General features: G+C 72.9%; 21 protein-coding genes. 10 read left to right on the forward strand and 11 right to left on the reverse strand.

What is annotated here, in order from left to right; translation table 11 throughout:
* Window positions 1-30 precede the first annotated feature (30 nt).
* Genes ACGFI7_RS23410 through ACGFI7_RS23420 form a run of 3 tightly spaced genes read right to left on the reverse strand, consistent with a single transcriptional unit; the run spans window position 31 to window position 3633 of the window.
* Window positions 31-1623: a PucR family transcriptional regulator gene (locus ACGFI7_RS23410; protein WP_393407905.1), complete on the reverse strand. Its 1593-nt coding sequence runs from the start codon at window positions 1621-1623 to the stop codon at window positions 31-33.
* A complete protein-coding gene (locus ACGFI7_RS23415; RefSeq protein ID WP_393407908.1) occupies window positions 1586-2365 on the reverse strand; it encodes a GNAT family N-acetyltransferase in 780 nt (259 codons plus the stop codon). The genes ACGFI7_RS23410 and ACGFI7_RS23415 overlap by 38 nt, the downstream gene beginning before the upstream one ends.
* The gene (locus ACGFI7_RS23420; RefSeq protein WP_393407910.1) at window positions 2362-3633 is read right to left on the reverse strand and encodes a serine hydrolase domain-containing protein; all 1272 of its coding nucleotides are present in this window, start codon (window positions 3631-3633) and stop codon (window positions 2362-2364) included. Before ACGFI7_RS23420 ends, ACGFI7_RS23415 begins: the two co-directional genes overlap by 4 nt.
* Window positions 3634-3751: 118 nt before the next feature.
* Between ACGFI7_RS23420 and ACGFI7_RS23425 the strand changes: the two genes are divergently transcribed.
* From ACGFI7_RS23425 to ACGFI7_RS23435, 3 genes are all read left to right on the forward strand, one after another.
* Window positions 3752-5284 (forward strand): amidohydrolase family protein, encoded by a 1533-nt coding sequence (locus ACGFI7_RS23425; protein WP_393407913.1) that lies wholly within the window; start codon window positions 3752-3754, stop codon window positions 5282-5284.
* A gap of 66 nt (window positions 5285-5350) precedes the next feature.
* The gene (locus tag ACGFI7_RS23430; RefSeq protein ID WP_393407915.1) at window positions 5351-6721 is read left to right on the forward strand and encodes a protein kinase; all 1371 of its coding nucleotides are present in this window, start codon (window positions 5351-5353) and stop codon (window positions 6719-6721) included.
* A 97-nt stretch (window positions 6722-6818) separates the two neighbouring features.
* The gene (locus ACGFI7_RS23435; protein ID WP_393407918.1) at window positions 6819-8072 is read left to right on the forward strand and encodes a C39 family peptidase; all 1254 of its coding nucleotides are present in this window, start codon (window positions 6819-6821) and stop codon (window positions 8070-8072) included.
* A gap of 4 nt (window positions 8073-8076) precedes the next feature.
* Here the strand turns inward: ACGFI7_RS23435 and ACGFI7_RS23440 are convergent, their stop codons facing one another.
* Window positions 8077-8484, reverse strand: coding sequence for a MerR family transcriptional regulator (locus ACGFI7_RS23440; protein WP_393407921.1), 408 nt, complete (start codon window positions 8482-8484; stop codon window positions 8077-8079).
* A 266-nt stretch (window positions 8485-8750) separates the two neighbouring features.
* Between ACGFI7_RS23440 and ACGFI7_RS23445 the strand changes: the two genes are divergently transcribed.
* Window positions 8751-9047 (forward strand): hypothetical protein, encoded by a 297-nt coding sequence (locus tag ACGFI7_RS23445; protein WP_393407924.1) that lies wholly within the window; start codon window positions 8751-8753, stop codon window positions 9045-9047.
* 53 nt (window positions 9048-9100) lie between these two features.
* On the opposite strand, the gene ACGFI7_RS23450 is transcribed toward ACGFI7_RS23445, so the two are convergent.
* From ACGFI7_RS23450 to ACGFI7_RS23470, 5 genes are all read right to left on the reverse strand, one after another.
* Complete coding sequence (locus ACGFI7_RS23450) at window positions 9101-10351, reverse strand: NAD(P)/FAD-dependent oxidoreductase (RefSeq protein WP_393407926.1); 1251 nt, start codon at window positions 10349-10351, stop codon at window positions 9101-9103.
* A 112-nt stretch (window positions 10352-10463) separates the two neighbouring features.
* Complete coding sequence (locus ACGFI7_RS23455) at window positions 10464-11999, reverse strand: PucR family transcriptional regulator (RefSeq protein WP_393407929.1); 1536 nt, start codon at window positions 11997-11999, stop codon at window positions 10464-10466.
* Window positions 12000-12153: 154 nt separating this feature from the next.
* Complete coding sequence (locus ACGFI7_RS23460) at window positions 12154-13359, reverse strand: AI-2E family transporter (protein WP_393407931.1); 1206 nt, start codon at window positions 13357-13359, stop codon at window positions 12154-12156.
* A 181-nt stretch (window positions 13360-13540) separates the two neighbouring features.
* A complete protein-coding gene (locus ACGFI7_RS23465) occupies window positions 13541-13696 on the reverse strand; it encodes a hypothetical protein (RefSeq protein WP_393407933.1) in 156 nt (51 codons plus the stop codon).
* Between the two features lie 46 nt (window positions 13697-13742).
* Window positions 13743-14288 (reverse strand): hypothetical protein, encoded by a 546-nt coding sequence (locus tag ACGFI7_RS23470; RefSeq protein ID WP_393407936.1) that lies wholly within the window; start codon window positions 14286-14288, stop codon window positions 13743-13745.
* Between the two features lie 58 nt (window positions 14289-14346).
* On the opposite strand from ACGFI7_RS23470, the gene ACGFI7_RS23475 reads away from it, so the two are divergent.
* Entirely contained in the window at window positions 14347-15303 is a 957-nt protein-coding gene (locus ACGFI7_RS23475; protein WP_393407939.1) for an NAD-dependent epimerase/dehydratase family protein, read from the forward strand.
* Here the strand turns inward: ACGFI7_RS23475 and ACGFI7_RS23480 are convergent.
* Together ACGFI7_RS23480 and ACGFI7_RS23485 are read right to left on the reverse strand one after the other, a co-directional pair.
* Window positions 15290-16090 carry an IclR family transcriptional regulator C-terminal domain-containing protein gene (locus ACGFI7_RS23480; RefSeq protein ID WP_393407941.1) on the reverse strand — a complete coding sequence of 267 codons (801 nt, stop codon included), beginning with the start codon at window positions 16088-16090 and terminating at the stop codon, window positions 15290-15292. The genes ACGFI7_RS23475 and ACGFI7_RS23480 overlap by 14 nt on opposite strands.
* A 35-nt stretch (window positions 16091-16125) precedes the next feature.
* Window positions 16126-17562: an amidohydrolase family protein gene (locus ACGFI7_RS23485; protein WP_393407943.1), complete on the reverse strand. Its 1437-nt coding sequence runs from the start codon at window positions 17560-17562 to the stop codon at window positions 16126-16128.
* 178 nt (window positions 17563-17740) lie between these two features.
* Between ACGFI7_RS23485 and ACGFI7_RS23490 the strand changes: the two genes are divergently transcribed.
* From ACGFI7_RS23490 to ACGFI7_RS23510, 5 genes are read left to right on the forward strand one after another with little or no spacing between them, the layout of a single operon-like run.
* Window positions 17741-18895, forward strand: coding sequence for a CaiB/BaiF CoA transferase family protein (locus ACGFI7_RS23490; protein ID WP_393407945.1), 1155 nt, complete (start codon window positions 17741-17743; stop codon window positions 18893-18895).
* Complete coding sequence (locus ACGFI7_RS23495; RefSeq protein WP_393407947.1) at window positions 18888-19694, forward strand: citryl-CoA lyase; 807 nt, start codon at window positions 18888-18890, stop codon at window positions 19692-19694. The genes ACGFI7_RS23490 and ACGFI7_RS23495 overlap by 8 nt, the downstream gene beginning before the upstream one ends.
* Window positions 19687-20550: an extradiol ring-cleavage dioxygenase gene (locus ACGFI7_RS23500; protein WP_393407950.1), complete on the forward strand. Its 864-nt coding sequence runs from the start codon at window positions 19687-19689 to the stop codon at window positions 20548-20550. The genes ACGFI7_RS23495 and ACGFI7_RS23500 overlap by 8 nt, the downstream gene beginning before the upstream one ends.
* Window positions 20547-20906: a hypothetical protein gene (locus ACGFI7_RS23505; protein WP_393407952.1), complete on the forward strand. Its 360-nt coding sequence runs from the start codon at window positions 20547-20549 to the stop codon at window positions 20904-20906. The genes ACGFI7_RS23500 and ACGFI7_RS23505 overlap by 4 nt, the downstream gene beginning before the upstream one ends.
* A gap of 2 nt (window positions 20907-20908) precedes the next feature.
* Window positions 20909-21865, forward strand: coding sequence for a zinc-binding alcohol dehydrogenase family protein (locus ACGFI7_RS23510; RefSeq protein ID WP_393407954.1), 957 nt, complete (start codon window positions 20909-20911; stop codon window positions 21863-21865).
* Window positions 21866-21871 lie beyond the last annotated feature (6 nt).

Consider the following 21871-nt stretch of genomic DNA (forward strand, 5'->3'; position numbering starts at 1 on the left):
GCGCCGCGCCGGAAGGCACGGCGCCCTTTCTCATGAGTAGAGACGGACCTGGAGGGCGACGGCGAGCCGGGCGTCCGGGTCGTCCAGGTCCAGGCCGGAGATCGAGGCCAGCCGGCGCAGCCGGTAGCGGAAGGTGTTCTGGTGCACCTGCACGGCCTTGGCCGCGGCGTGCACGTTGCCCAGGCAGTCGAGATACGCCTTGAGCGTGCCGACCAGGTCGGTGCCGTGCTCGGCGTCGTAGGCGACCAGCTTCTGGTACGGCCCGGCGGGCGGCTGTTCCTCGGCCGCCACCAGGTCCCCGAGTTGCAGCAGCAGCGACTCGAAGTACACCTCGGCGTACGAGGCGGCCGCGCCGGAGACGCCCCGCGCCCGCAGCACGCGCAGCGCCCTGGCCGCGTCCGCCCGCGACCTGCCCACCTCGGCCAGCGTGCTCACCAGCCGGCCCACGCCGATCGCGGCGGGGAAGCGGCGCCCGGTGCGCGTCAGGAAGCTCTCGGCGACCTTGACCGCCCGCTGCTCGGCGTCGGACCCCTGCGCGTGCAGCGGCAGCACCGCGTAGGCGATGCCGCCGACCAGGGCCGCGGCGGCGTGCGGGTGGATGGCGCCGACGTGCAGCGCGAGCGCGTCGCAGAACCGCTGCCGCTCCCCCTCCCGCCCGGCGACGTCCTGGAAGGCGCTCTCGTCCAGCCCCGCGGCCAGCACGCAGACCCGCTCGGTGGCGATGCCCAGCCGGGCGGCGGCGTCGGCGGCGTCCCTGCCGCCCTCCAACACCGTGGAGAGCAGGTCGGCGCGGAGCCGCCGCTGCGCGTCCGCCCCGGCCCGCTGGCGCAGCAGGTGAAGTGCGACGATCTTGGCGGCGTCGGCGAACGCCCGCCGCCGGTGCTCGGGTAACGGGCCCGGCACGGTCGCCCACATCGAGCCGAGGATCTCGTCGCCGGCCCGCACCGCGATCGCGGTCCGGGGCAGCATGCCGTTGCCCAGGTCGAAGAAGATCGGCTCGCGGTTCTGGTAGAGCTCGCGGTAGATGCCGTGCTCCTCCTGCATCCGCTGGTACTTCTCCGGCACCTTGCGGCCCAGCACGGTCTCCACCCTGGCCTGGTCGGCCTCGTCCTGGCGGCCGGAGAACGCGAGCACCCGCGAGGACCGGTCCTCGATCGTGATCGGCGCGTCCAGCAGCTCGCACACCGCGTTGGCCAGCGTGAACAGGTCGTCGCCGGTCTCCGCCGGGTCTCCGGGGACGCCCACGTCGCCCTCGGCCAGCATCGACCGGAGCAGGGCCGCCACCTGCGCCCAGGACGCGGCCCTGGTCAGGCCGAGCAGCACCACCCCGGTCTCCAGCACCTTGGCGCGCACCGCCTCGTCCACCGCCACCGGCGACTTCACCACCAGCCCCGCGGCGCCCGCCGGGCCGAGCGCCGAGAGCAGCTCGCAGATCCGGTCGCTGCCCTCCACGCCCACGCCCAGCAGGATGGCGCCCGGCGGCACGCCCGGATCGTCCAGGGGATCGTAGATCTGCACCGTCGCCACCTCGACCTCGACGCCGCCGGGAGATGCCACGATGTCGAGGAACGTGGAGCCGAGATCGTCAAGTATGCGGCCGAGAGTGGTCAACCCGAGTCCCATCCCCCAGGAGATACCAGCCATCCCGGGCCACGTCGACAATCACCATTCCCGCTTCCCGGGCTGTGAGCAGCGCGTCTCGTACGGCGTGCCGCCAGCGCTGGGCGGTCGCGGGCGACTCGGCGCGCAGCCGCTCCACGTCGCGCGGCATCGCCACCGCGAGCCGCGTGCCCGGTTCGGGCGTCCTGCCGGTGCTCACCGGCTCCTCACCGTCCCGGTCGACCAGGACCAGCGCGCCGTCCAGGTCCGCCTCCGGCCGGGGGGCAGGCTGGGGCTCCAGGTTCCACTCGACGTAGATGCGGTCGGTGGCCTCGCCCGCGTTGATCGCGTCCCGCATGGTGCCGTAGAAGTCCGGCAGGTACGCGGCGGCGCGGGCGCCCAGCTTGTGGAAGTTGAGATAGGCGTTCCGGCTGACCAGGGGGTCGAAGGTCCACGACACCTGGCCGACGCCCCGGGCCAACGCCCACTCGCGCTGGTGCAGCTTGAGCGCGTATCCCGCGCCGCCGCGCGCGCCCGGAAGCACGCCGGTGATGTGCGAGTGCAGGTGGCCGTCGGCCGCGAAGATGCCGACGGAGACGCCGATCAGCTCGCCGTCGGCCCGCGCGCCCGCCACGTAGCCGCCGACGTGCGCTATGGTCGTGATCAGCCCCGGTTCCAGCAGTTCCCTGCGCCAGATCTTGGCGATCAGCTCGGCGCCCCGCTGATGCTCCTCGACCCCGGTCAGCTCGGCGATGGAGAGCGTCACGAGACCTTGGGGGTGGAACGCACGCCGAAGTACAGGTACGGCGAGCCGTCGGGCAGCCTGAAGAAGGCGCCCCGGGTCCAGAGCCGGTCGCCGGGCCTGCGGGCCAGGAACCCGTCCGGGCCGTCGGGGACGAGGTCGAAGTGGAAGGGCGGCTGCAGGCCGGCGAGCTCGCCGAGGTTCTCGTACGTCAGCTTCCCGTCCTCGACGGTGAGCCGGACGCCGGTGCGCTCGTAGACGCCCTCGTGCGGGCGGAGATCGCCGGGGGCCGCGGCGGCCGGCTCCGGCGGGACCGGCGGGCGGATGTCGCACAGCTCAGGGAACAGGTCCTCCGCCACGGCCTGGATGAGGCCGTCGCTGTCGCCGCCGTTGCACAGCAGGGCGACGACCGTGCCGAGGTCGGGCACCACCCACAGCATCGCGGACTGCCCGATCGTGTTGCCGCCGTGCGACCAGACGGGCGCGCCGTCCCAGGTGTCGAGGATCCAGCCGAGCCCCCAGTGGCTGCCGTAGACGCGGCACGGCAGCTCGACCCGGGGCCGCGCCATGGCGGCGGTGCCGGCCCGGCCGAGCACCCTGCCCTCCAGGAAGCCCCGGCCGAAGCGCACCAGGTCGGCGGCGGTCGAGCAGATCTGGCCCGCCGGGCTGTTCGAGCGGGGGATGCCCCAGGTGGGCGTGGGCTCGTTGGCGTCGCCCAGGTGACCGGTGGCCGAACGGAAGCGCAGCACGTCCTCCGGCAGCGTCCAGGTGTGGGTGAGCCCGAGCGGCTCGATCAGCTGCTCGCGCAGCGCCGCGTCCCAGGACGTGCCGGTGATCACCTCGATCACGCGCCCGGCCACGGAGAACGCGCCGTTGCTGTAGGAGTGGGCGGCGCCGACCGGGTGGGTGAGCGGCCGCGCGGCGATGGCGGTGACGTACGCGGCCAGGCAGTCGTCGCCGCGCCCCGTGTCGTGGAAGAAGTCCCCGTCGATGCCGCTGGTGTGGCAGAGCAGGTGTTCGATCCGGATGCCGTGCCGGATCTCGGGCAGCACGTCGGCGACCCGGGTGTCGAGCGTCAGCTTGCCCCGCTCGACCAGGAGCATGATCTGGGCCGTCGTCCAGACCTTGGTCACCGAGCCGACCTGGAACAGCGAGTCGGGCGTCACCTCCACGCCGGTGCTCAGGTTGAGCAGCCCGGCCGCCTCCTGGTGGATCTCGCCCCCGTGCCAGTAGGCCAAGGCAGCCCCGGGCACCCGGAACTCCTCGATCAGTTCTGCCAGCCTCTTGGTCATGCCCGCACGCTAGGCGGTGGCCCGCCCGACCCTCATCGTCGTTTCGCACCAACAGGAGGCATCCCCTTAGGTCGTTCACCACAAGAAATCTCGGCTTATGAGGTGTTGGGTGGTTCCTATGATCGATCTGGTGGTGCGCGGCGGGACCGTGCATGACGGGCTCGGCTCTCCCGGGGTGACCGCCGACGTGGCGGTCGACGGGGGCCGGGTGGTCGCCGTGGGCCGCGATCTGGGGGCCGCGCGGCGGGTGCTGGACGTGACCGGGTTGATCGTCGCCCCCGGCTTCGTGGACGCGCACGCGCACTCCGACCTGGTGCCCCTGATGCCGGACGCGCAGCCGTTCAAACTGCTGCAGGGCGTCACCACGGAGATCAACGGCAACTGCGGCTACTCGTACGCGCCGGACGCCACCCGGGTCGAGGAGCTGACCGGGGTGTCGGTGCCCGACTGGACGTTCGCCGCGTACCTGTCGGCGATCTCGGAGGCGGGCCCGACGAACCACATGGCCACGCTGGTCGGCCACTCGACGCTGCGCGGCGCCGTGGCGGGCTTCCGCCCGGAGCTGGCGCCCGGCGAGCTGGCCCGGATGTGCGAGCTGGCCGCCGAGGCGTTCGAGGCCGGGGCCTGCGGGCTGTCCAGCGGCCTCATCTATCCGCCCGGCAGCTTCGGCGACACCGACGAGCTGGTCGAGCTGGCCAGGGTCGCGCACCGCTACGGCGTCCCGTACACCACCCACCTGCGCGACGAGGGCTCGGCGGTCGGCCGGGCGCTGGACGAGGCGATCGAGATCGCCCGCCGGGCCCGGGTCCGGCTGCAGGTGTCGCACTGCAAGGTCGCCGGGCGGCCCAACCACGGCCGGGCCGGCATGCTGCTGGCCAAGCTGCGCGAGGCCCGCGTGTCGGGCGTGGACGTGCGCGGCGACCAGTACCCCTACACGGCGGGCTCGACCGTGCTGGCGGCGCTGCTGCCGCCGTCGGCGCTGGCCGGCGGCGGGGTGCGCGACCTGCTCGGCTCCCCCGCCGAACGGGCCAGGCTGCGGGCCCTCGCCGAGGCGGGCGGCACCGGCGCCGGGCTGTGGCAGGACACCACCCCGGCCGGCGTCCTGGTCACCTCGCACACCGGCGACTCGCGCGGCGACCAGATCGTCGGGTTCACCCTGGCGGACCTGGCGGCCGGCGGCGATCCGTGGGAGACCCTGTGCGACCTGGTGGCCGCCGACCCGGCTGCCCAGATGGTGATCGAGATGATGGCGGAGGAGGACGTCGTCGAGATCATGGCCGACCCGCTGATCGGCATCGGCTCGGACAACGGCCCGCCCACCGGCCTGGAGCACCCCCGTACGTGGGGCTGTTTCCCGCGTTTCCTGGGCGCCTACGTACGGGAACGTCAGGTGGTCGGCTGGCCGGAGGCGATCAGGAAGGCGACCTCGGCCACCGCCGACCAGTTCGGGCTGCGCGGGCGCGGCTGGCTGGGGCCGGGCGCGTACGCGGACGTCTGCGTCTTCGACCCCGCCGAGGTGGGCCACGCGGGCACCTACGCCGCCCCGGCTGCCACGCCGTCCGGGATCGTCCACGTCCTGCTCGAAGGGCACGTGGTGGTGGAATCGGGACAGTTCGCGGGCGAGCGCCGGGGCCGCGTGCTGCGGGCATGACAACGATATTCAAACGGAGTGCAGGACATCGTTGTGACGGAGGGATAGGCGGGTAAGGCTGCTGCCATGCCCGACGCGCGTGACGAGGGACGGTTGCTGATCGGACGCTACCGGCTGCGGTCGGAGCTGGGCCGTGGTGGCATGGGCACGGTCTGGAGCGCCTATGACGAACTGCTCGACCGCGAGGTGGCCGTCAAGGAGCTGACGGCCCCGGCCTCGCCGCCGGAGCAGCGCGAGGTGCTGATCGAGCGCACCATGCGCGAGGCGCGCATCGCCGCCCGGCTCCACCACCCCAACATCGCGGCCGTGTACGACGTGGTGCTGGCCGACGACCGGCCGTGGATCGTCATGCAGCTCGTCCGGTCGCGGAGCCTGGCCGGCGAGATCTACGACCGGGGCGCGCTGGCGGTGCCGACCGTGGCCATGATCGGGCTGGAGGTGCTGGCCGCGCTGCGCGCCGCGCACGCCGCCGGGGTGCTTCACCGCGACGTCAAGCCGGCCAACGTCCTGCTCACCGCCGACGGCCACGCCGTGCTCACCGACTTCGGGCTGGCCGTCACGCTCGACGACTCGCACGACAGCTCCTCGCTCACGCTTCAGGGCATGGTGATGGGCACGCCCGCCTACGTCGCCCCCGAGCGCGCCGCGGGCGGGCGGGCCACGGCGCTGTCCGACGTGTGGTCGCTGGGTGCGACCCTCTACACCGCCGTCGAAGGCCGCGCCCCGTTCCCCCAGGGCGGCACCCGCCTCGACACGCTCCGCGCCGTGCTCGCCGACGACCCGGCGCCGTTCGAGCAGGCGGGCGAGCTGGCGCCGGTGCTGGCGGCCATGCTGACCAAGGACCCGGCCGAGCGGCCCGACGCCGCGCGGGCCCAGGAGCTGCTGCGGCAGGTGGCGGGCCGGACGAGCCGCGTCAAGATCCGGCCGGCCGCCCCGCCGCGACCGCCGCGGACGGCCCGCGCGCTGCGGCTGCTCGCGTCCCGATGGCGGGAGGCCGCCGCCACGGCGGCCCTGATCGCGACCGTCGTCGCCACCGTCTCGCTGCACTCCTCGTCGCGGCAGCGACCGCGCGCCGACCCGATCCCGCAGCCGACCTCGGGGCAGCCCACCGGTGTCCTGCGGGCCGAGCCCACCACGAGCCCGCGCACCGAAGCCGTCCGCGAGCAGCTCACCCGCAGCCGGACGCGATCCACCACCGGCACCCGCGCGACGGACACGCCGACCCGGTCCGCCTCCCCGACCCGGTCCGCCTCCCCGCGCGAGTCCGCCTCCCCGTACCAGTCCACGTCCCCCCGTCAATCCACGTCCCCCCGCCAGTCCACCTCCCCCCGCTCGAACGCCTCCTCGAACCGGTCGGCCGACGACTCCGGGCAGGGCCGCACGAGGGCCCCCGGCAACTCCCAGCCCCGTGGCCAGGCCAAGGGCCACTTCAAGTAGGGGCGTACGTAGATTCGCCGATGTGTGACACCGGCGGCGCGCCTACTGTCGGCGGACCATGCTGTGTCCGACGGCTGTGTCCGACGAAGGTGGGCCCATGCGCACATTGACCGTGTTCCTCTCCTCCGTCCTGCTGGCGACCGCCCTCACGGCGCCGGCGGAGGCCGCACCGAAGAAACCCCCCGCGCGCGCCGCCGACGTGGTGTTCAAGCGGGCCGACTTCGCCTCCGGGACGCCGGAAGGCACGGTCACGGGCGACGGGCTCGCGTTCGCCGCGGCCGTCGGCACCACCTCCTACACCGACGCGCTCGGCACCAAGACCTGGGAGTACGCCCGCTGGACCGGCCCCGAACGGTCGCTGGAGTTCACCGCCACCGAGCTGGTCGCCTCCTGGACCGCCGACGTCCCCGCGGGCAGCTGGGTGCAGGTCGAGGCGCGGGCGAGAAACTCGGCCGGGCTGACCAAGTGGTACGTGCTGGGCCGCTGGGCCTACGGCGAGAGCGACATCAGGCGCACGTCGGTGCCCGGCCAGGGCGACGACGACGCCCAGGTGTCCGTCGACACGCTGGTGGCGGCCGAGGGCCGGCAGATCTCCGCCTACCAGTTGCGCGTCACGCTCTACCGCACGCCCGGCTCGGCCGTGGTGCCGCGGGTGCGCACGCTCGGCGCGATGGCCTCGAACGTGCCGGAACGCAAGACCGTGCCGGTGAGCCCCGGTGGCGGCGCCTGGGGCACCGAGCTGGACGTGCCGCGCCGGTCGCAGAGCATCCACTCCGGCCACTACCCCGAGTGGGACGGCGGCGGGCAGGCCTGGTGCAGCCCGACCTCGACCACGATGGTGCTGGGGTACTGGGGCCGGTGGCCGAGCGCCGACGAGACCGCGTGGGTCGACCCGTCCGACCCCGATCCCGAGGTCGACCACGCCGCCCGCCGCACCTACGACCACGCCTACCAGGGCGCCGGCAACTGGCCGTTCAACACCGCCTACGCGGGCCGCTACGGCATGGACGGCTTCGTCACCCGGCTGCGCACGCTCACCGAGCTGGAGAAGCTGATCAGCGCGGGCGTCCCGGTGATCACCTCGCAGTCCTTCAAGAAGAACGAGCTGCCCGGCGCCGGTTACGGCACGAACGGCCACATCATGGTGGTGGTCGGCTTCACCGCTGACGGCGACGTGATCGCCAACGACCCGGCCTCGCCCAGCAACGACGCCGTCCGCCGGGTCTACGACCGGGCCGCCTTCGAGAACGTCTGGCTGCGCAGCTCCAGCAGCGGCGGCATCGTCTACGTCATCCACCCTCCGGGCCACGACCTGCCGCCCACCACGCCGGGCCTGCCCGCCAACTGGTGAGGTCTCAGATCGACGACACCCGGCACTCCCGTCCGGGCGGGCGCGACTCGAGCCGGTCCTCGTAGACGCCCACCTTGAAGGTGATGAGGTCGAGCGCCCGGTTCAGCTCCTCGAGCCGGGCGAGCACCCGTTCGCGGTGCGCGCGCATCAGCTTCAGCCGCTCGTCCTCGGTGCCGCCGCCCTGACTGACCAGCTCGGCGTACCGGCGGATGTCCGGCAGCGGCATGCCGGAGGCGCGCAGCAGCACGCACACGTCCAGCCACTCCACGTCCCCCACGGTGTAGAGGCGGCGCCCGCCGGCGTCGCGCTCCACCCGGCGGGCGAACAGGCCCTCGCGCTCGTAGAAGCGGAGGGTGTGCACGCTCAGACCGGTGCGTTCGGCGATCTCGCCGATGGTCAGATGATCCGCCATGCCGTAGAGCGTACGGCTGCGCGTTCGCCGGACGGTTCCGTCAGGAACATGGGCTTCGATCCGGGCTTCGGGAGCTTTCTCCCTTTCCCCCGGGTTCACACCACTGTGACCTGAGAAGGCGGGGCGACGTGACGGGAATTTGAACCTCTTCGGCCCTGCCGTTCCCCCGCTGGGCGCACCGAGGGGACCAGCATGGCAACGCGGCGTGAACGCGCCGTCACGAAAGGTGCGATACCACCTGGTATCGCCTCGTTCTGGAGGTTTTCATGCTCAAGCGGACCCTCATCTCGCTTGCCGTTCCTGCCATGCTCGCCACCGGTCTCCTCGCGATGGGCGGCAGCGCGTCCGCCGCCACGGGCGACCGCTTCGAGTGCAAGCTCCGCACCGTGGACGCGGGCAACGCCTCGCTGGCCCACTGCCGCTACCGCGACGACTACGTCCACTGGATCCGCTGCGAGAACAGCAGCAGGTCCCTGGAGGTCACCGAGGAGTTCAACGGCCGGCGCAACGTGCTCGACTGCCCGAACGGCTACCGGCTGAGGAACCAGGCCATCGGCATCTGATTCCACACAGCGCGACGGGCCACCGCCTCCTGGCGGTGGCCCGTCGTGGTGTGTCAGCGGGTGGGGTCGAACTCGCGCAGGATCGCGGAGGTCTTGCCCGTGGTGATCTGCTCGGCGAGCATGCGGCCGGTGGCCGGGCCGTGCGTGACGCCCCACATGCCGTGCCCGCCCGCCGCGTAGACGCCCGGCACGTGCGTCGCGCCGACCAGCGGCTTGCCGTCGGGGGTGACCGGGCGCGCGCCGACCCAGGTGTCGGTCCGCTCCTCCCAGTGCACGCCGGTCGTCAGCGGCCTGGCGGACTTGATGATCGCCTCGACCCGCCGCTCGAACAGCGGCGCGTCCGCGTCGCGGAACTCCATCGTGCCCGCCACCCGCAGCTTCCCCTGGTACGGGGTGCAGGCGACGCGCACGGCCGCGAGGTACAGGGGATTCGGCACCGGCTCGTCGGTCGGCACCGTGAACGAGTAGCCGCGCCCGGCCTGGACGCGCGTCCGCACGCCCCACTCCTTGCCGAGCTGGTTGAGCCAGGCACCGGTGGCGAGCACCACGGCGTCGGCCTTGACCGCGTCCCCGCCGCCGGAGCGGACCACGAGCCCGCTGGCCTCGGACGTGACGCCGGTGACCCGGAAGCCGGACCGGATCTCGCCGCCGCGCGCGGTGACGGCCGCCGCCAGGGCGTGGGTGAACGCGCCGGGGTCGATGTAGCGCTGGCCGTCGAGCCGGACGCCGGTGGTGGCGCCGGCCGAGAGCTGCGGCATCTGGGCGCGCAGCTCGTCGCCCTCGAACGCGGCGTAGCGGATCTCCAGCCCGGAGTCGTTGATGCGGCGCAGCTCGTGCAGCAGGGAGACGGCCTGCTTGCGCGTCTCGAACGCGGCCATGATCGGCGCCTCGATGGTCGGGGCCTCGACGCCGTTGCCGGTGAGCACGTCGAAGGCTTCCAGGCACTCCTCGTTGAACGGGAGGTTGGCCTGCACGGCGCGGCCCCACGAGCGCCAGTTGCAGTGCAGCGCGAACCGGGTCAGGAACGACCAGAGCCCTACGTCGGGGGTGGCCGGGACATGCAGCGGGGCGTCCTTGTCGAGCAGCGAGCGCAGCCCGTAACGGAGCACGCCGGGCTCGTTCAGCGGAATGGCCAGCCCCGGGGACAGCCAGCCCGCGTTGCCCCACGACGCGCCGGCGGCGACCCCGTCGCGGTCGACCACGGTCACCTCCACGCCGCGCTCCTGCAGGAACCAGGCGGTGGACAGGCCCACCACACCGGCGCCGATCACCACTGCCGTACGCGGCCCGCCGTCGATGCCCATAGCTGCCGTCTCCTTCCTCCGTTACACGAAGGATCGCCCGTACCGGACCGAAACGCTCTGTAGTGCGGGGACAACCGCCCGCGGCCCGTTTGTCCGCCCGCGACAAAGGGGCTCAGCCCTGGTGGGCCGCCAGCGCGATGATCATGGCGAGCCGCTTCTCCGGCCGGTCGAGTTCCAGGTGGGTGAGCGCGTCCATCTTGCGCAGCCGGTAGCGCACCGTGTTGGGGTGCACGCCGAGCCGGGCGGCCACGGCCGCGAGGTCGCCCTGCGCGTCCAGCCAGGCCCGCAGGGTCTCGACGTAGCGGGTGCCGTGCTCGGCGTCGTGACGGCTCAGGTCGGCGACGGGACCGCGGGCCGGGGCCCGGCCGGAGGCGGCGGCGGCACGGAGCCGCTGGAGCAGGATCCGGTCCCACGACTCGTCGTACACGACGGGGCCGCCGGGCGCGGAGGCGCGCAGGGCCAGGCTCTCGTCGGCCTCCTGCCTGCTCGCGGGGAGCTGGGCGGGATCGGCGGGGCCGCCCACCCCGGCCGGGGCGGTGACGCCGGGAGGCAGCGCGGACACGATCGCGCGCACCCAGTCGCGGGCCGGGGCGGGGTCGTTGCCGCAGGGCAGCACCGTGTAGAGGGTGTTGCCGAACAGCGCGCTGCGGCCCGGCCGCGACCAGCCGAAGCCGGTGGTCGCCCGCTCGAAGGCGGTGAGCACGGCCGCGTGCCGTTCCTCGCCGACGTGCGCCTGCAGCGCGATCACCCGGAACTGGCCGCCGGGCAGCCCCAGCCTGCTGATCAGCGCCGGGGCGTCGGCGGTGCCCTCCACGAGCTGGATCACCAGGTCGGACTCGACCTGCCGCTCCAGGTCGGCGCTCACCCGGGAGCGCAGCAGGTGGAGCGCGACGGCGCGGGCCCCGTCGGCCAGCGTCTCGCGCTGCCGCCCGGTCAGCGCGTGCTGGCACTCCACCCAGATGGAGCCGAGCAGCTCACGCCCGGCCCGTACGGCCACCACCATGCGGCCGCGCAGCCCGTGCTCCGGCGACGGCGCGACGAACAGCGGCTCGTCGGAGGCGGCCAGGTGGGCGAAGACGCCCTGGCGTTCCAGCAGCCCGCGCATCGCCTCGGGCACCCGGCGTCCGAGGATCGTCTCCAGCCGCACCGGGTCGGCGGTCTGCTGCGAGCCGGAGTAGGCCAGCACCCGCGACATCTGGTCCTCGACGGTGACCGGGTGGCCCAGCTCCCCGGCGAGCGTGTCGGCGAACGCGAACAGGTCGGTCGGGCCGCGCCCCGCCTCGGTCTCACGCCCTTCGAGCACCAGCCCGTACACGATGCCGAGCAACTGGCTCCAGGACACGGCCGGGTCGACCAGCAGCACCGCGAGCCCGGCGGCGCGCCCCTCCGCGGCGGCGGCGCCGTCGGCCCCGCCGTCGGCCTCGTCGCGCACCAGCACCACGACGGCGCGGGCGGCCTGCCCCAGGCGCACCGCCTCACCGGCGGACCCGATCCCGACGGCCAGGAACACGTCACCGGTGGCGGGCCGGGGATCGGTCGGATCGTGCACCACCACGCTGCGCAGCGGCACGTCCCGGGAGGCCGGGGCGCACACCAGCCGCGCGCCGTACCCGCCGAGGACGTTGACCAACCGATCGAGCTTCAGCATCTCCGCCGAAGCGTACCCGCCTGATCAGCCGCAGTTGCCCCAGGTCGAGCGCCCGTTCCTGGCCTCGGCTAAGTCGAGGCGGGTGTCGCGGGCGCTGCCCGCGTACTTGACGCACTTGCCCACGGCCGGTCGGCGAAGGAGCGGAACTCGCCGGTCAGCTCTTCTTGGCGGGAGGTTCCTGAGTGGCCGGAGGCGCCTCGGCGGCGGGAGGCGCCTCGGGGATCGGGGGCTCCTCTCCCTCCGGGGGTTTCTGGTCGGCGGGCGTCACCGGCGGTTCGAGCTTGTGGCGGGTGCCGAAGGTCTCCAGCAGCGACAGGAGCATCGCCACCGTGGGGATCGCCAGCAGCGCCCCCGTCACGCCGAACAGCAGCGCTCCCATGATCGCGGCCGAGAACGAGACCCCTGGGTGGATGTCCACGCCCCACCCGCTGATCCTCGGCTCCAGGGTGAGGTTCTCGATCTGCTGGTAGAGGATCCCCCACGCCAGCGCCGCCAGCCCGATCCAGGGCCGGTCAGAGACCAGCCCGACCACGACGGGCAGCGCGATCGAGATGTACGTGCCGATGGTCGGCACGAACTGGGCCACCACCCCGGTCCACACGCCCAGCGCGAGCCACGACGGCATGCCCAGCGCCAGGAACACGATCGCCGAGGCGGTGGCGTTGATCAGCGAGAGGATCAGCCGGGCCGCGACGTAGCCGCCGGTCTTGGTCATCGAGATGTCCCACACGCTGACGACGATCTGCTGGGTGCGGCCGGGCAGCTGCCGGGCCAGCCACTGCCGGGCACGCGGCCCGTCGGCCGACAGGTAGAAGGTCAGCAGCATGAGCGCGAAGGTGTTGAACACCAGACCGGCCACGGTGCCCAGCACGCCGATCAGGCCCGCCAGCACCCCCTGCGCGTATCCCGCGGCCTGCTGGGGCGTCAGCTTGACCGCCTCCAGCAGGTCGGAGACGTTGTAGTTCGTCCCGAACCGCGCGTTGACCCACTCCGTCCCCCCGGCGAGCACGTCCGGCAGGCCCTGGACCAGCAGCACCACCTGCTCCACGAAGAGCTGCCCGAACAGCGCCAGGAAGATCGCCCCGAACAGCGCGAGCGCGGCCATCACCAGCCCGGCCGCGGCGCCGCGGCGCATGTGGCGCGAGAGCCTGCTCACCGCCGGCTCCATGGCCAGTGACAGGAACCAGGCCAGCACCACGACGAAGAGGAACGACCCCGCGTCGGTCAGCACGAACCGCAGGAACATCGCCAGGGCGACGACGCCGATCACGACGAGCCCGGCACGCCAGACGTTCCCCGGTGACAACAACACCCGGACCGTCGCCATCGGCGCGGGCTCGGTCTTCTTCCCCGTCGTCATGGACCCTCCCGCGGTACGGCACTCTCGCAATTGATCTGCCAGGAACATGCCGTTTCATACGGCTTTCACACCTGGCGGCATGCGTGATCGTCCGTCCTCGCAGGCAGCAAGGCAAGAAGCTGGGGACGACGGCGTCCCGGGCGGCCGGCGGGAGCGGCCCGCCGGCCGTCATCCGTTCCCGTCACTCGAAGTCGTCGGGGTTCAGCTCGGTGAGCCGGCGCAGTTCGTGCTCGTCGATGCTGTCCTCGATGCCTGGAGTGGCGCCCATCGGGCGGCGGGAGGGATCCTCGGCCTGGCCGAGATCCCGCTCGACCTCATACCCCGGCTGCTCGCTCATGTTCTCCCCCTTGCACTCCCCCGTCCCCTGACCAGGAAAGAGCAGGTCAAACAGGCTGGAACTCCGGCTTCGCCGGCTCGTCCCCGGTCACCGCGCCGCCGCGTCCGATCCGGCGCGCCACCGCCTCGCCGGCCAGCGCCGCGCCGACGCCCAGGGCCGCGCCCGCGAGCGCCATGCCCGCCCCCGCCGCGAACTTCGTGCCGGGCCCCGGCGGCTGCGGCGGCACGTCGGCGCGCCGCCACGCGTAGAGCCAGCCGGCCTGGGCCGCGGCGTCCAGCAGATAGGTCGGCGGCACCCGTCCGGCGAACACGTTGAGCAGGTCGAGACGGAGCTGGGTGAGGGCCGCCGAGGTGCCGATGCGCCTGGCGTACGGCAGCCCTTCCGGGCGGGCGGCGGCCCGCACCTGGTTGAGCCCGATCCCGACGAGCAGGCTCCCGATCGTACGGACCAGGAAGCGGTCGGTCTTGGTCCCGTACACCTTCTCGTAGCTGGACATGGAGATCGCGGGCCAGAGCCCGTTCGCGATGGTGAACAATCCTTGTGCGCGCGCCAGCCGAGCGGCGTTGAGGCGGCGGCTGCTGCTGTCGGCCATGCCCGGCGGCTGCCCTCGCGGGATACCGGCAAACCGGGCGGCGGCCTAAGCTTGCGGCATGCGTGTAGTGGTGATCGGCGCGAGCGGCCATATCGGCACCTACCTGGTTCCCCGGCTCGTCGAGGCGGGGCACGACGTGGTCGCGGTGAGCCGCGGCACCCGGCGGCCCTACTCCCCGCACGGCGCCTGGCAGCGGGTCACCCCGGTGACCGCCGACCGGGAGGCGGAGGAGGCGGCCGGCACCTTCGGCGGCCGCATCACCGGGCTGGAGCCCGACGCGGTCATCGACCTCATCTGCTTCGAGGAGTCCAGCGCCCGCCACCTGGCCGACGCGCTGGCGGGCAAGGTCCGCCACTTCCTCCACTGCGGCACGGTCTGGGTCCACGGGCCCAGCGTCCACGTGCCCACCCTGGAGGACGCGCCGCGCCGGCCGTTCGGCGACTACGGCATCAAGAAGGCCGCGATCGAGGCCTACCTGCTCGGCCGGGCGCAGCGCGACGGCTTCCCCGCCACGCTGATCCATCCCGGCCACATCGTCGGCCCCGGCTGGGTGCCGGTCACCCCGGCGGGCAACGTCAACCCGGTCGCCTTCCAGACTCTCGCCGACGGCGGCGAGCTGGCCCTGCCCAACCTGGGCCTGGAGACCGTCCAGCACGTCCACGCCGACGACGTGGCCCGGCTGTTCATGGCCGCGCTGGGCAACCGGTCGGTCGCGCTCGGCGAGGCGTTCCACTGCGTCGCGTCCTCGGCGGTGACGCTGCGCGGCTACGCCGAGACGGCGGCGGGCTGGTTCGGCCAGGAGGCCCGGCTGACCTACCTGCCGTGGGAGCGCTGGAAGGAGACGGTCTCGGCCGAGGACGCCGAGGTCACCTGGGACCACATCCTGCACAGCCCGCACTGCAGCATGGAGAAGGCGGCGCGGCTGCTCGGGTTCCGGCCGCGGTTCACGCCCTTCGAGGCGATCCGCGAGTCGGTCGACTGGCTGGTCAGGGAGGGCGTCGTCAAGACGCGGTGACCTGTGGCACCGTCTCGTACTGCGACCAGTCGGCGCTGATCGCGCTCGCGGTCTTGAGCAGCAGCGGGAGATGCTCCTCGGTCAGCTTCTCCACCGGGGTCTCGGCGGCGTGCGCGTTGACGTTGACGGCGGCGATCACGTTGCCCAGGCCGTCGCGCAGCGGGGCGGCCACCGACCTGATGCCGAGTGCCAGCTCCTCGTCGGTGAGCGCCCAGCCCTTGGCCCGGACCGCGCGCAGCGCGCTCTCGCGCTCCTCGCGACCGGGCTGCCAGCGCGGCGTGATGCCCGACCGGCTCGGCTCGGCCAGCACCCGCTCCACCTCGGCCGGCGGCAGCGCGGCCAGCAGCACCTTGCCCAGCGAGGTCTGCAGCGCCGGGAACCTGGTGCCGATCTGCACCGACAGGGTGACGATCTTGGGGACGGCCACCCTCGCCACGTAGACGATGTCGGACCCGTCGAGCTGGGCGATGGACGACGACTCGTGGGTCCGCGCCACCAGCCGCTCCAGATGGGGCCTGGCGACCTCCCAGAGCCCCATCGAGCGCACGTACGACACGCCCAGCTCCAGCACCCGCGGCGTGAGCGCGAACCCGCCCCGCTCGGCCCGCGCGTAACCGAGCTCGGTCAGCGTCAGCAGGATGCGGCGGGCCGTCGGCCGGGCCAGCCCGGTCGCGGTCGCCACCTCGGTCAGCGTCATGACGGGCCGGCCGGGCCGGAACGCCTTGATCACATCGAGGCCGCGGGCCAGCGCCTCGATGAAATCGGGTCCGGTGTCAGCGCGTGCCATCGACGCCTCGCTCAGCAGGTCTCACGGGTAGGACTTTAACGGTCGCGCGTCGCGGAGCTTCTGTAGTCGGTGTACGTGTACGGGTTGTCGAGGATCTTCGTTTCCGGGATGTCGGGGTTCATGCCCTTGATCCAGGTTTCCTCGCCCATGGTGGAGCGCAGATGCTCGACGGTCGACTCCACCTGGCGGCGGGCCGCGGCCAGGTCGACGCCGACCAGCTCGTGCTCGTGCTTGACCACCCGGCCGTTGACGATCACCGTGTGCACGTCGCCGCGCTGCGCCTGGAAGGCGACGTGCCCGTACGGGTTGAGCAGCGGGAACGACACCGGCGAGCGGTCGTTCTTGATGAGCACCAGGTCCGCCTTCTTGCCGGGCTCCAGGCTGCCGAGGTCGTCGCGGCCGAGCGCCCGCGCGCCGCCCCTGGTCGCCCACTCGACGACCTGGTCGGCGCGGAGCGCGCAGTGCGTGACGGTGTCGCCCTTGGCGTGCGCCTCCAGGTGGGCGCGGGAGCGGTCGGCGCCGAGCGTGGTGCGCATGGCGGAGAACAGGTCGCCGCTCCACCAGACGCTGGTGTCCATGGAGAGCGAGACCGGGATGCCGTGCAGGCGGATCGCCCAGGTGGGCGGGTAGCCCTGGCCGGCGCTCTGCTCGCTCTCGGTGGAGACCGAGATCGAGCCGCCGGTGGCCGCGATGCGGTGGTAGGAGTCGGGCTCCAGCGTGGCGGCGTGCACGTAGACGGTGCCCGGGGTCATGAACCCGTGCTCGTACATCTGCCTGATGCCCTCGTCGCTGGTGGCGCCCCACACGCCCGCGTGGGTGGTCACCGAGACGCCCAGGTCGCGGGCCGCCTCGAAGGCCGGCTTCTCGGGGAAGGACGGGTCGCCGACCACGTCGAAGGCGAGCTGGAAGCCGAGCATGTCGTCGCCGGTGATGCGCCGGTTCACGAAGTCGCGGAACTCCGGCGCGGCGGTCCACTCGGCGGGCGGCGCCTGGATGTTGCCGTACGCGAGCACGAACCGGCCCGGCACCGACTGGAGCGCGTCCACGGCGGCGTCGGCGTGGTCGACCGTCTGCAGGCCGTGCGACCAGTCGACGACGGTGGTGACGCCGGCGTCGATCGCCTCGATGGCGGCCAGCGTGTTGCCGGCCTGCACGTCCTCGGGGCGGAACAGCCTGCCGTGCTCCAGGTAGTACCAGACGAAGTACTGGGTCAGCGTCCAGTCGGCGCCGTAGCCGCGCATCGCGGTCTGCCACATGTGGCGGTGGGTGTCGATCATGCCGGGCATGACGATGCCGTCGGCGGCGTCGATCTCGATCGTGCCGTCGGGCACCGGCAGGTCCGCCCCGACGGCGGAGATCCGGTCGCCCTCGACGAGGACGTCGGCGCCGGTGAGCACCTGCCGGCTGTCGTCCATCGGCAGCACCGTGCCGCCCCGGAGCACCACGGGGCGTCCGGCCTCGAATTCTGTCATGGTGGACTCCCTCAACCCCGATCTCAGCGTACGACTGTCCGTCATACGGTCATTGCTGGTAAAGGACACTCTGATGACGTGCCCGCGGCCTGTCAATGGTTGACGCTTCTCCTGTTCGATGGTGAGAATGAGCGTCACGGACAAGTGTCCGTTTGACGGATATGGAGGGCGGAGCCGGATGACAGCAGGACCTCTGTCCGGTGTGCTGGTGGCCGACTTCTCCCGTGTGCTGGCGGGCCCGTACGCCACCATGCTCCTGGCCGACCTGGGAGCCGAGGTGGTCAAGGTCGAAGGGCCCAAGGGGGACGACACCCGGTCGTGGACACCGCCGGCCCGCGGCGAGACGGCCACCTACTACCTGGGCGTCAACCGGGGGAAGCGGTCGATCGCGCTGGACCTGCGCGACGAGGAGGACGCCGGGCTGGCCAGGGAGCTGGCCCGGCGGGCCGACGTGCTGATCGAGAACTTCAAGCCGGGCGGGCTGGACAAGTACGGCCTCGGCTTCGACGCTGTGCGGGCCGCGAACCCCGGCGTCGTGTACGCGTCCATCAGCGGGTTCGGCTCGGGCCCCGGCGCCAAGGTGCCCGGTTACGACCTGATGGTGCAGGCCATGTCCGGCCTGATGAGCCTCACCGGAGACCCGGAAGGGCCGCCCTACCGGGCCGGGATCTCGGTGTTCGACGTGATGGCCGGCAACCACGCGGTCATCGGCATCCTGGCCGCGCTGCGCCACCGGGACGCCACCGGGCAGGGCCAGCACGTCGAGATCAACCTGCTCTCGTCGGCGCTGACCGCGATGGTCAACCAGAGCTCCGCCTACGTGGCGGGCGGCGTGGTGCCGTTCCGGATGGGCAACGCGCATCCGAGCGTGTTCCCGTACGAGCCGCTGCCCGCCGCCGACACCGACCTGATCGTGGCGACCGGGAACGACGGCCAGTTCCGCAAGCTCTGCGAGGTGCTCGGCATCCCCGAGGTGGCCGACGACCCGCGCTTCGCCCGCAACGCCGACCGGACCGCCAACCGAGAGGAGCTGCGGCCGGTCCTCGTCGGGCGGCTGCGCACCAGGACCGCCGTGGAGTGGTTCGACCTGCTGGTCGAGGCCGGGGTGCCGAGCGGGCCGATCAACACCGTCGACGGCGGGTTCGCGATGGCCGAGCGGTTCGGGCTCGACCCGGTGGTGGAGGTCGGCGAGGGCGAGCGGGCGGTGCCGACGACGCGGCACCCGATCCGGTTCTCCGAGAGCGCGCTCACGTACGAGCTGCCGCCTCCCGAGCTGGACGAGCACGGCGCGGAGCTGCGCGCCTGGCTGTCGAAGGGGGACGACCGTGCCTGAGTACCCCACGGCGCTCGGCGCCTCCTCGGTCGAGAAGATCACCCTGCTCGGGCACGACCTCGCCGAGGACGTGATGGGCCAGGTGGGCTTCGGCGAGCTGGCGTTCTGGCTGGCCACCCAGCGCAGGCCGGCCCCCGGCGAGACGCGGGTGTTCGAGGCGGTGCTCGCCGCGCTGGCCGACCACGGGTTCACGCCCACCGCGATCGTCACCCGGCTCACCTACCTGTCGGCGCCCGACTCCGTCCAGGGCGCGCTGGCGGCCGGGCTGCTCGGCGGCGGGTCCCGGTTCCTCGGCGTGACCGAGGACTGCGGCCGGTTCCTGCACGCCGTGCTGGAGTCCGCCGATGAACGGCCGGTGGACGACGCCGGATGGGACGCGCTCGCCCTGGAGACCGTGCGCGCCCAGCGCGAGCAGGGCAATTTCGTCCCGGGGCTCGGCCACCACGTGCACAAGAACGGCGACCCGCGCACGCCCAGGCTGATGCGGATCGCCGCCGAGGAGGGGCTCTACGGGCCCCACCTGTCGCTGTTCGCCGCGATCGGCCGCGTCCACCCCGAGGTGCTGGGCAAGACGCTGCCGCTGAACGGAGCCGGCGCCTGCGGGGCGGCGCTGGCCGACCTGGGGCTGCCGCTGGAGCTGCTGCGCGGCTTCGCCCTGCTGGCCAGGACCGCCGGGCTGATCGGCCAGCTCGCCGAGGAGCTGCGCCACCCGGTGGCCAACGACATCTTCCTGTCGGTCGACCTCAACAACCGGTCCGTCGCCCCCGACCCGTACCCCCCTGGAGGCACGCATGGCTGAACTCGTCGCCGTGATCGCATCCACCCACCATCCGTTCTACTACCGCGCCAGCACGGCCACCGGCGAGAACCGGCCGCCGTTCGCCGACGAGTGGGTGCGCAAGGTGGAGGCGTTCCGCGAGACCCTCACCCGGGCCAGGCCCGACGTGCTGGTGATGGTCGGGTCCGACCACTTCCACCAGCTCTGGCTCGACAACATGCCGCAGTTCCTGATCGGCAAGGCGCCCTACTACGACGCCAACTGGTACAACGAGGAGCGCGAGTTCGGGCTGCCCCGGATGCTCTTCACCGGCCAGGAGGACCTCTCGGCGCACGTGCTGCGCGAGGGCCTCGACGCGGGCTTCGACCTGGCCTTCTCCAACGAGCTGCGGATCGACCACTCCATCACGTGCCCGATCATCACCCTGCGCCCGCAGAACGACCTGCCGATCGTGCCCGTCTACACCAACATCTTCGCGCCGCCGCTGCCTCGGCCGAAACGGTTCGTCGAGCTGGGCCGGACGATCCGGCAGCTCGTCGAGTCGTGGCCGTCGGACCAGCGGGTCGCCGTCATCGGCACCGGCCACCTGTCGCTGGAGCTGGGCGGGCCACGTCAGTTCGGGCCGCACGGCCCCGACCCGGAGTTCGACGCCAAGGCCGTCGAGTGGATCGCCGGCGGCGACATCGAGGGCTGCCTGGCCGAGGTCACGCTCGACAGCCTGCACGCGCCGGGCAACGCCACCCACGGGTTCATGGACTTCATGCTCATGATGGGCGTGGCGGGCGAGGGCCAGAAGGCCGACTACGTCGACACCTACGATCTGTTCCACACCATGGAGGCCTACTTCACCTGGTACCCGCGCGGAGGCCGGTCGTGAGCAAGTATCTGCTGAACAAGTTCCTGTTCACCGTCGACCGCGACCCCGAGCTGGTCGAGCGCTACCGCGAGGACCCGAGGGGCACGGTCGAGTGGTGGGAGTCCACGCAGGCGAACCTCATACTCAACTGCCACGGCGGCGAGGCGTCCACCTGGCTGCGCTTCGACGGCACCGAGCGGGAGGCGCTGACCGCGCACGACTACGTGCGGCTCTTCGAGCTGGGCGCGCACCCGTTCCTCACGCTCACACTCTTCATCGCCATGTTCGAGCGCGACTACGAGCCTCTCGGGTTCCAGAAGGAGTACGCCCGTAAGCTGGCGCACATGAGCCTGCCCTACCCGGACATCGCGACCTGACCATGCGCGCCGTCCAGATCCACGCCTGCGGCGAGCCGCCTGTGGTGGCGGGCCGCCCCGTCCCCGCGCCCGGCCCCGGGGAGGCGCTCGTCGAGGTGATCGCCGCCCCGATCACCCCGCTCGACCTGCTCTGCGCGACCGGCACGTCCTACTTCGGCACCCCGCCCACCCCGTACGTACCGGGCGTCCAGGGCGTGGGCACCGCGGGCGGCCGGACCGTCTGGTTCCCCACCAGGGCCGGGATGGCGCCCGGCGACGGCAGCATGGCCGAGCTGGCCACGGTGCCCGAGAGCGACCTGGTGGAGCTGCCGCCCGGCGCCGACCCGGTGACCGTGGCGGCGCTGGGCCTGTCGGCCGTGGCCGCGCACCAGGCGCTCAGCCGGTGCGGCGAGCTCAGGGCGGGCGAGCAGGTGATCGTGCTGGGCGCGGGCGGCGCCGTCGGCCAGGCCGCGGTCCAGCTCGCCCGGCTGGCCGGCGCCCGGCGGGTGGTGGCCGCCGCCCGCTCCGCCGCCGCCAGGGAACGCGCCGAGCGGGCCGGGGCCGACGCGGTGGTCCCGCTCGACAGCGAGGACGTCGACGAGCTGGCCGCCGCGCTTTCCGCGGCCCTCGACGGCCCCGCCGACCTGGTGCTCGACCCGCTCTTCGGCGCGCCGGCCGCGGCGGCGGCCCGGGCGCTGCGCCCCGGCGGCCGCCTGGTCAACCTCGGCGGCTCGGCCTCCGAGACGAGCCCGATCGACTCCTCGACGCTGCGCGGCAAGTCGCTGCGGCTGCTGGGCTACACCAACAACGAGCTGACGCCCGCCCAGCGCACCGCCGCCATCACCGAGATCGCCGACCACGCCGCGCATGGCAGACTGTCGGTCGTCCATGAGACCGTGCCACTCGACGACGCCGCGAAAGCGTGGCAACGTCAGGCCTCGGGCGCTCCTTCGGGGCGGATCGTCCTTTCCGTCCGTTGAGAAGCC

Source organism: Nonomuraea sp. NPDC048826 (genome assembly GCF_043198225.1).
Lineage (GTDB): Bacteria > Actinomycetota > Actinomycetes > Streptosporangiales > Streptosporangiaceae > Nonomuraea.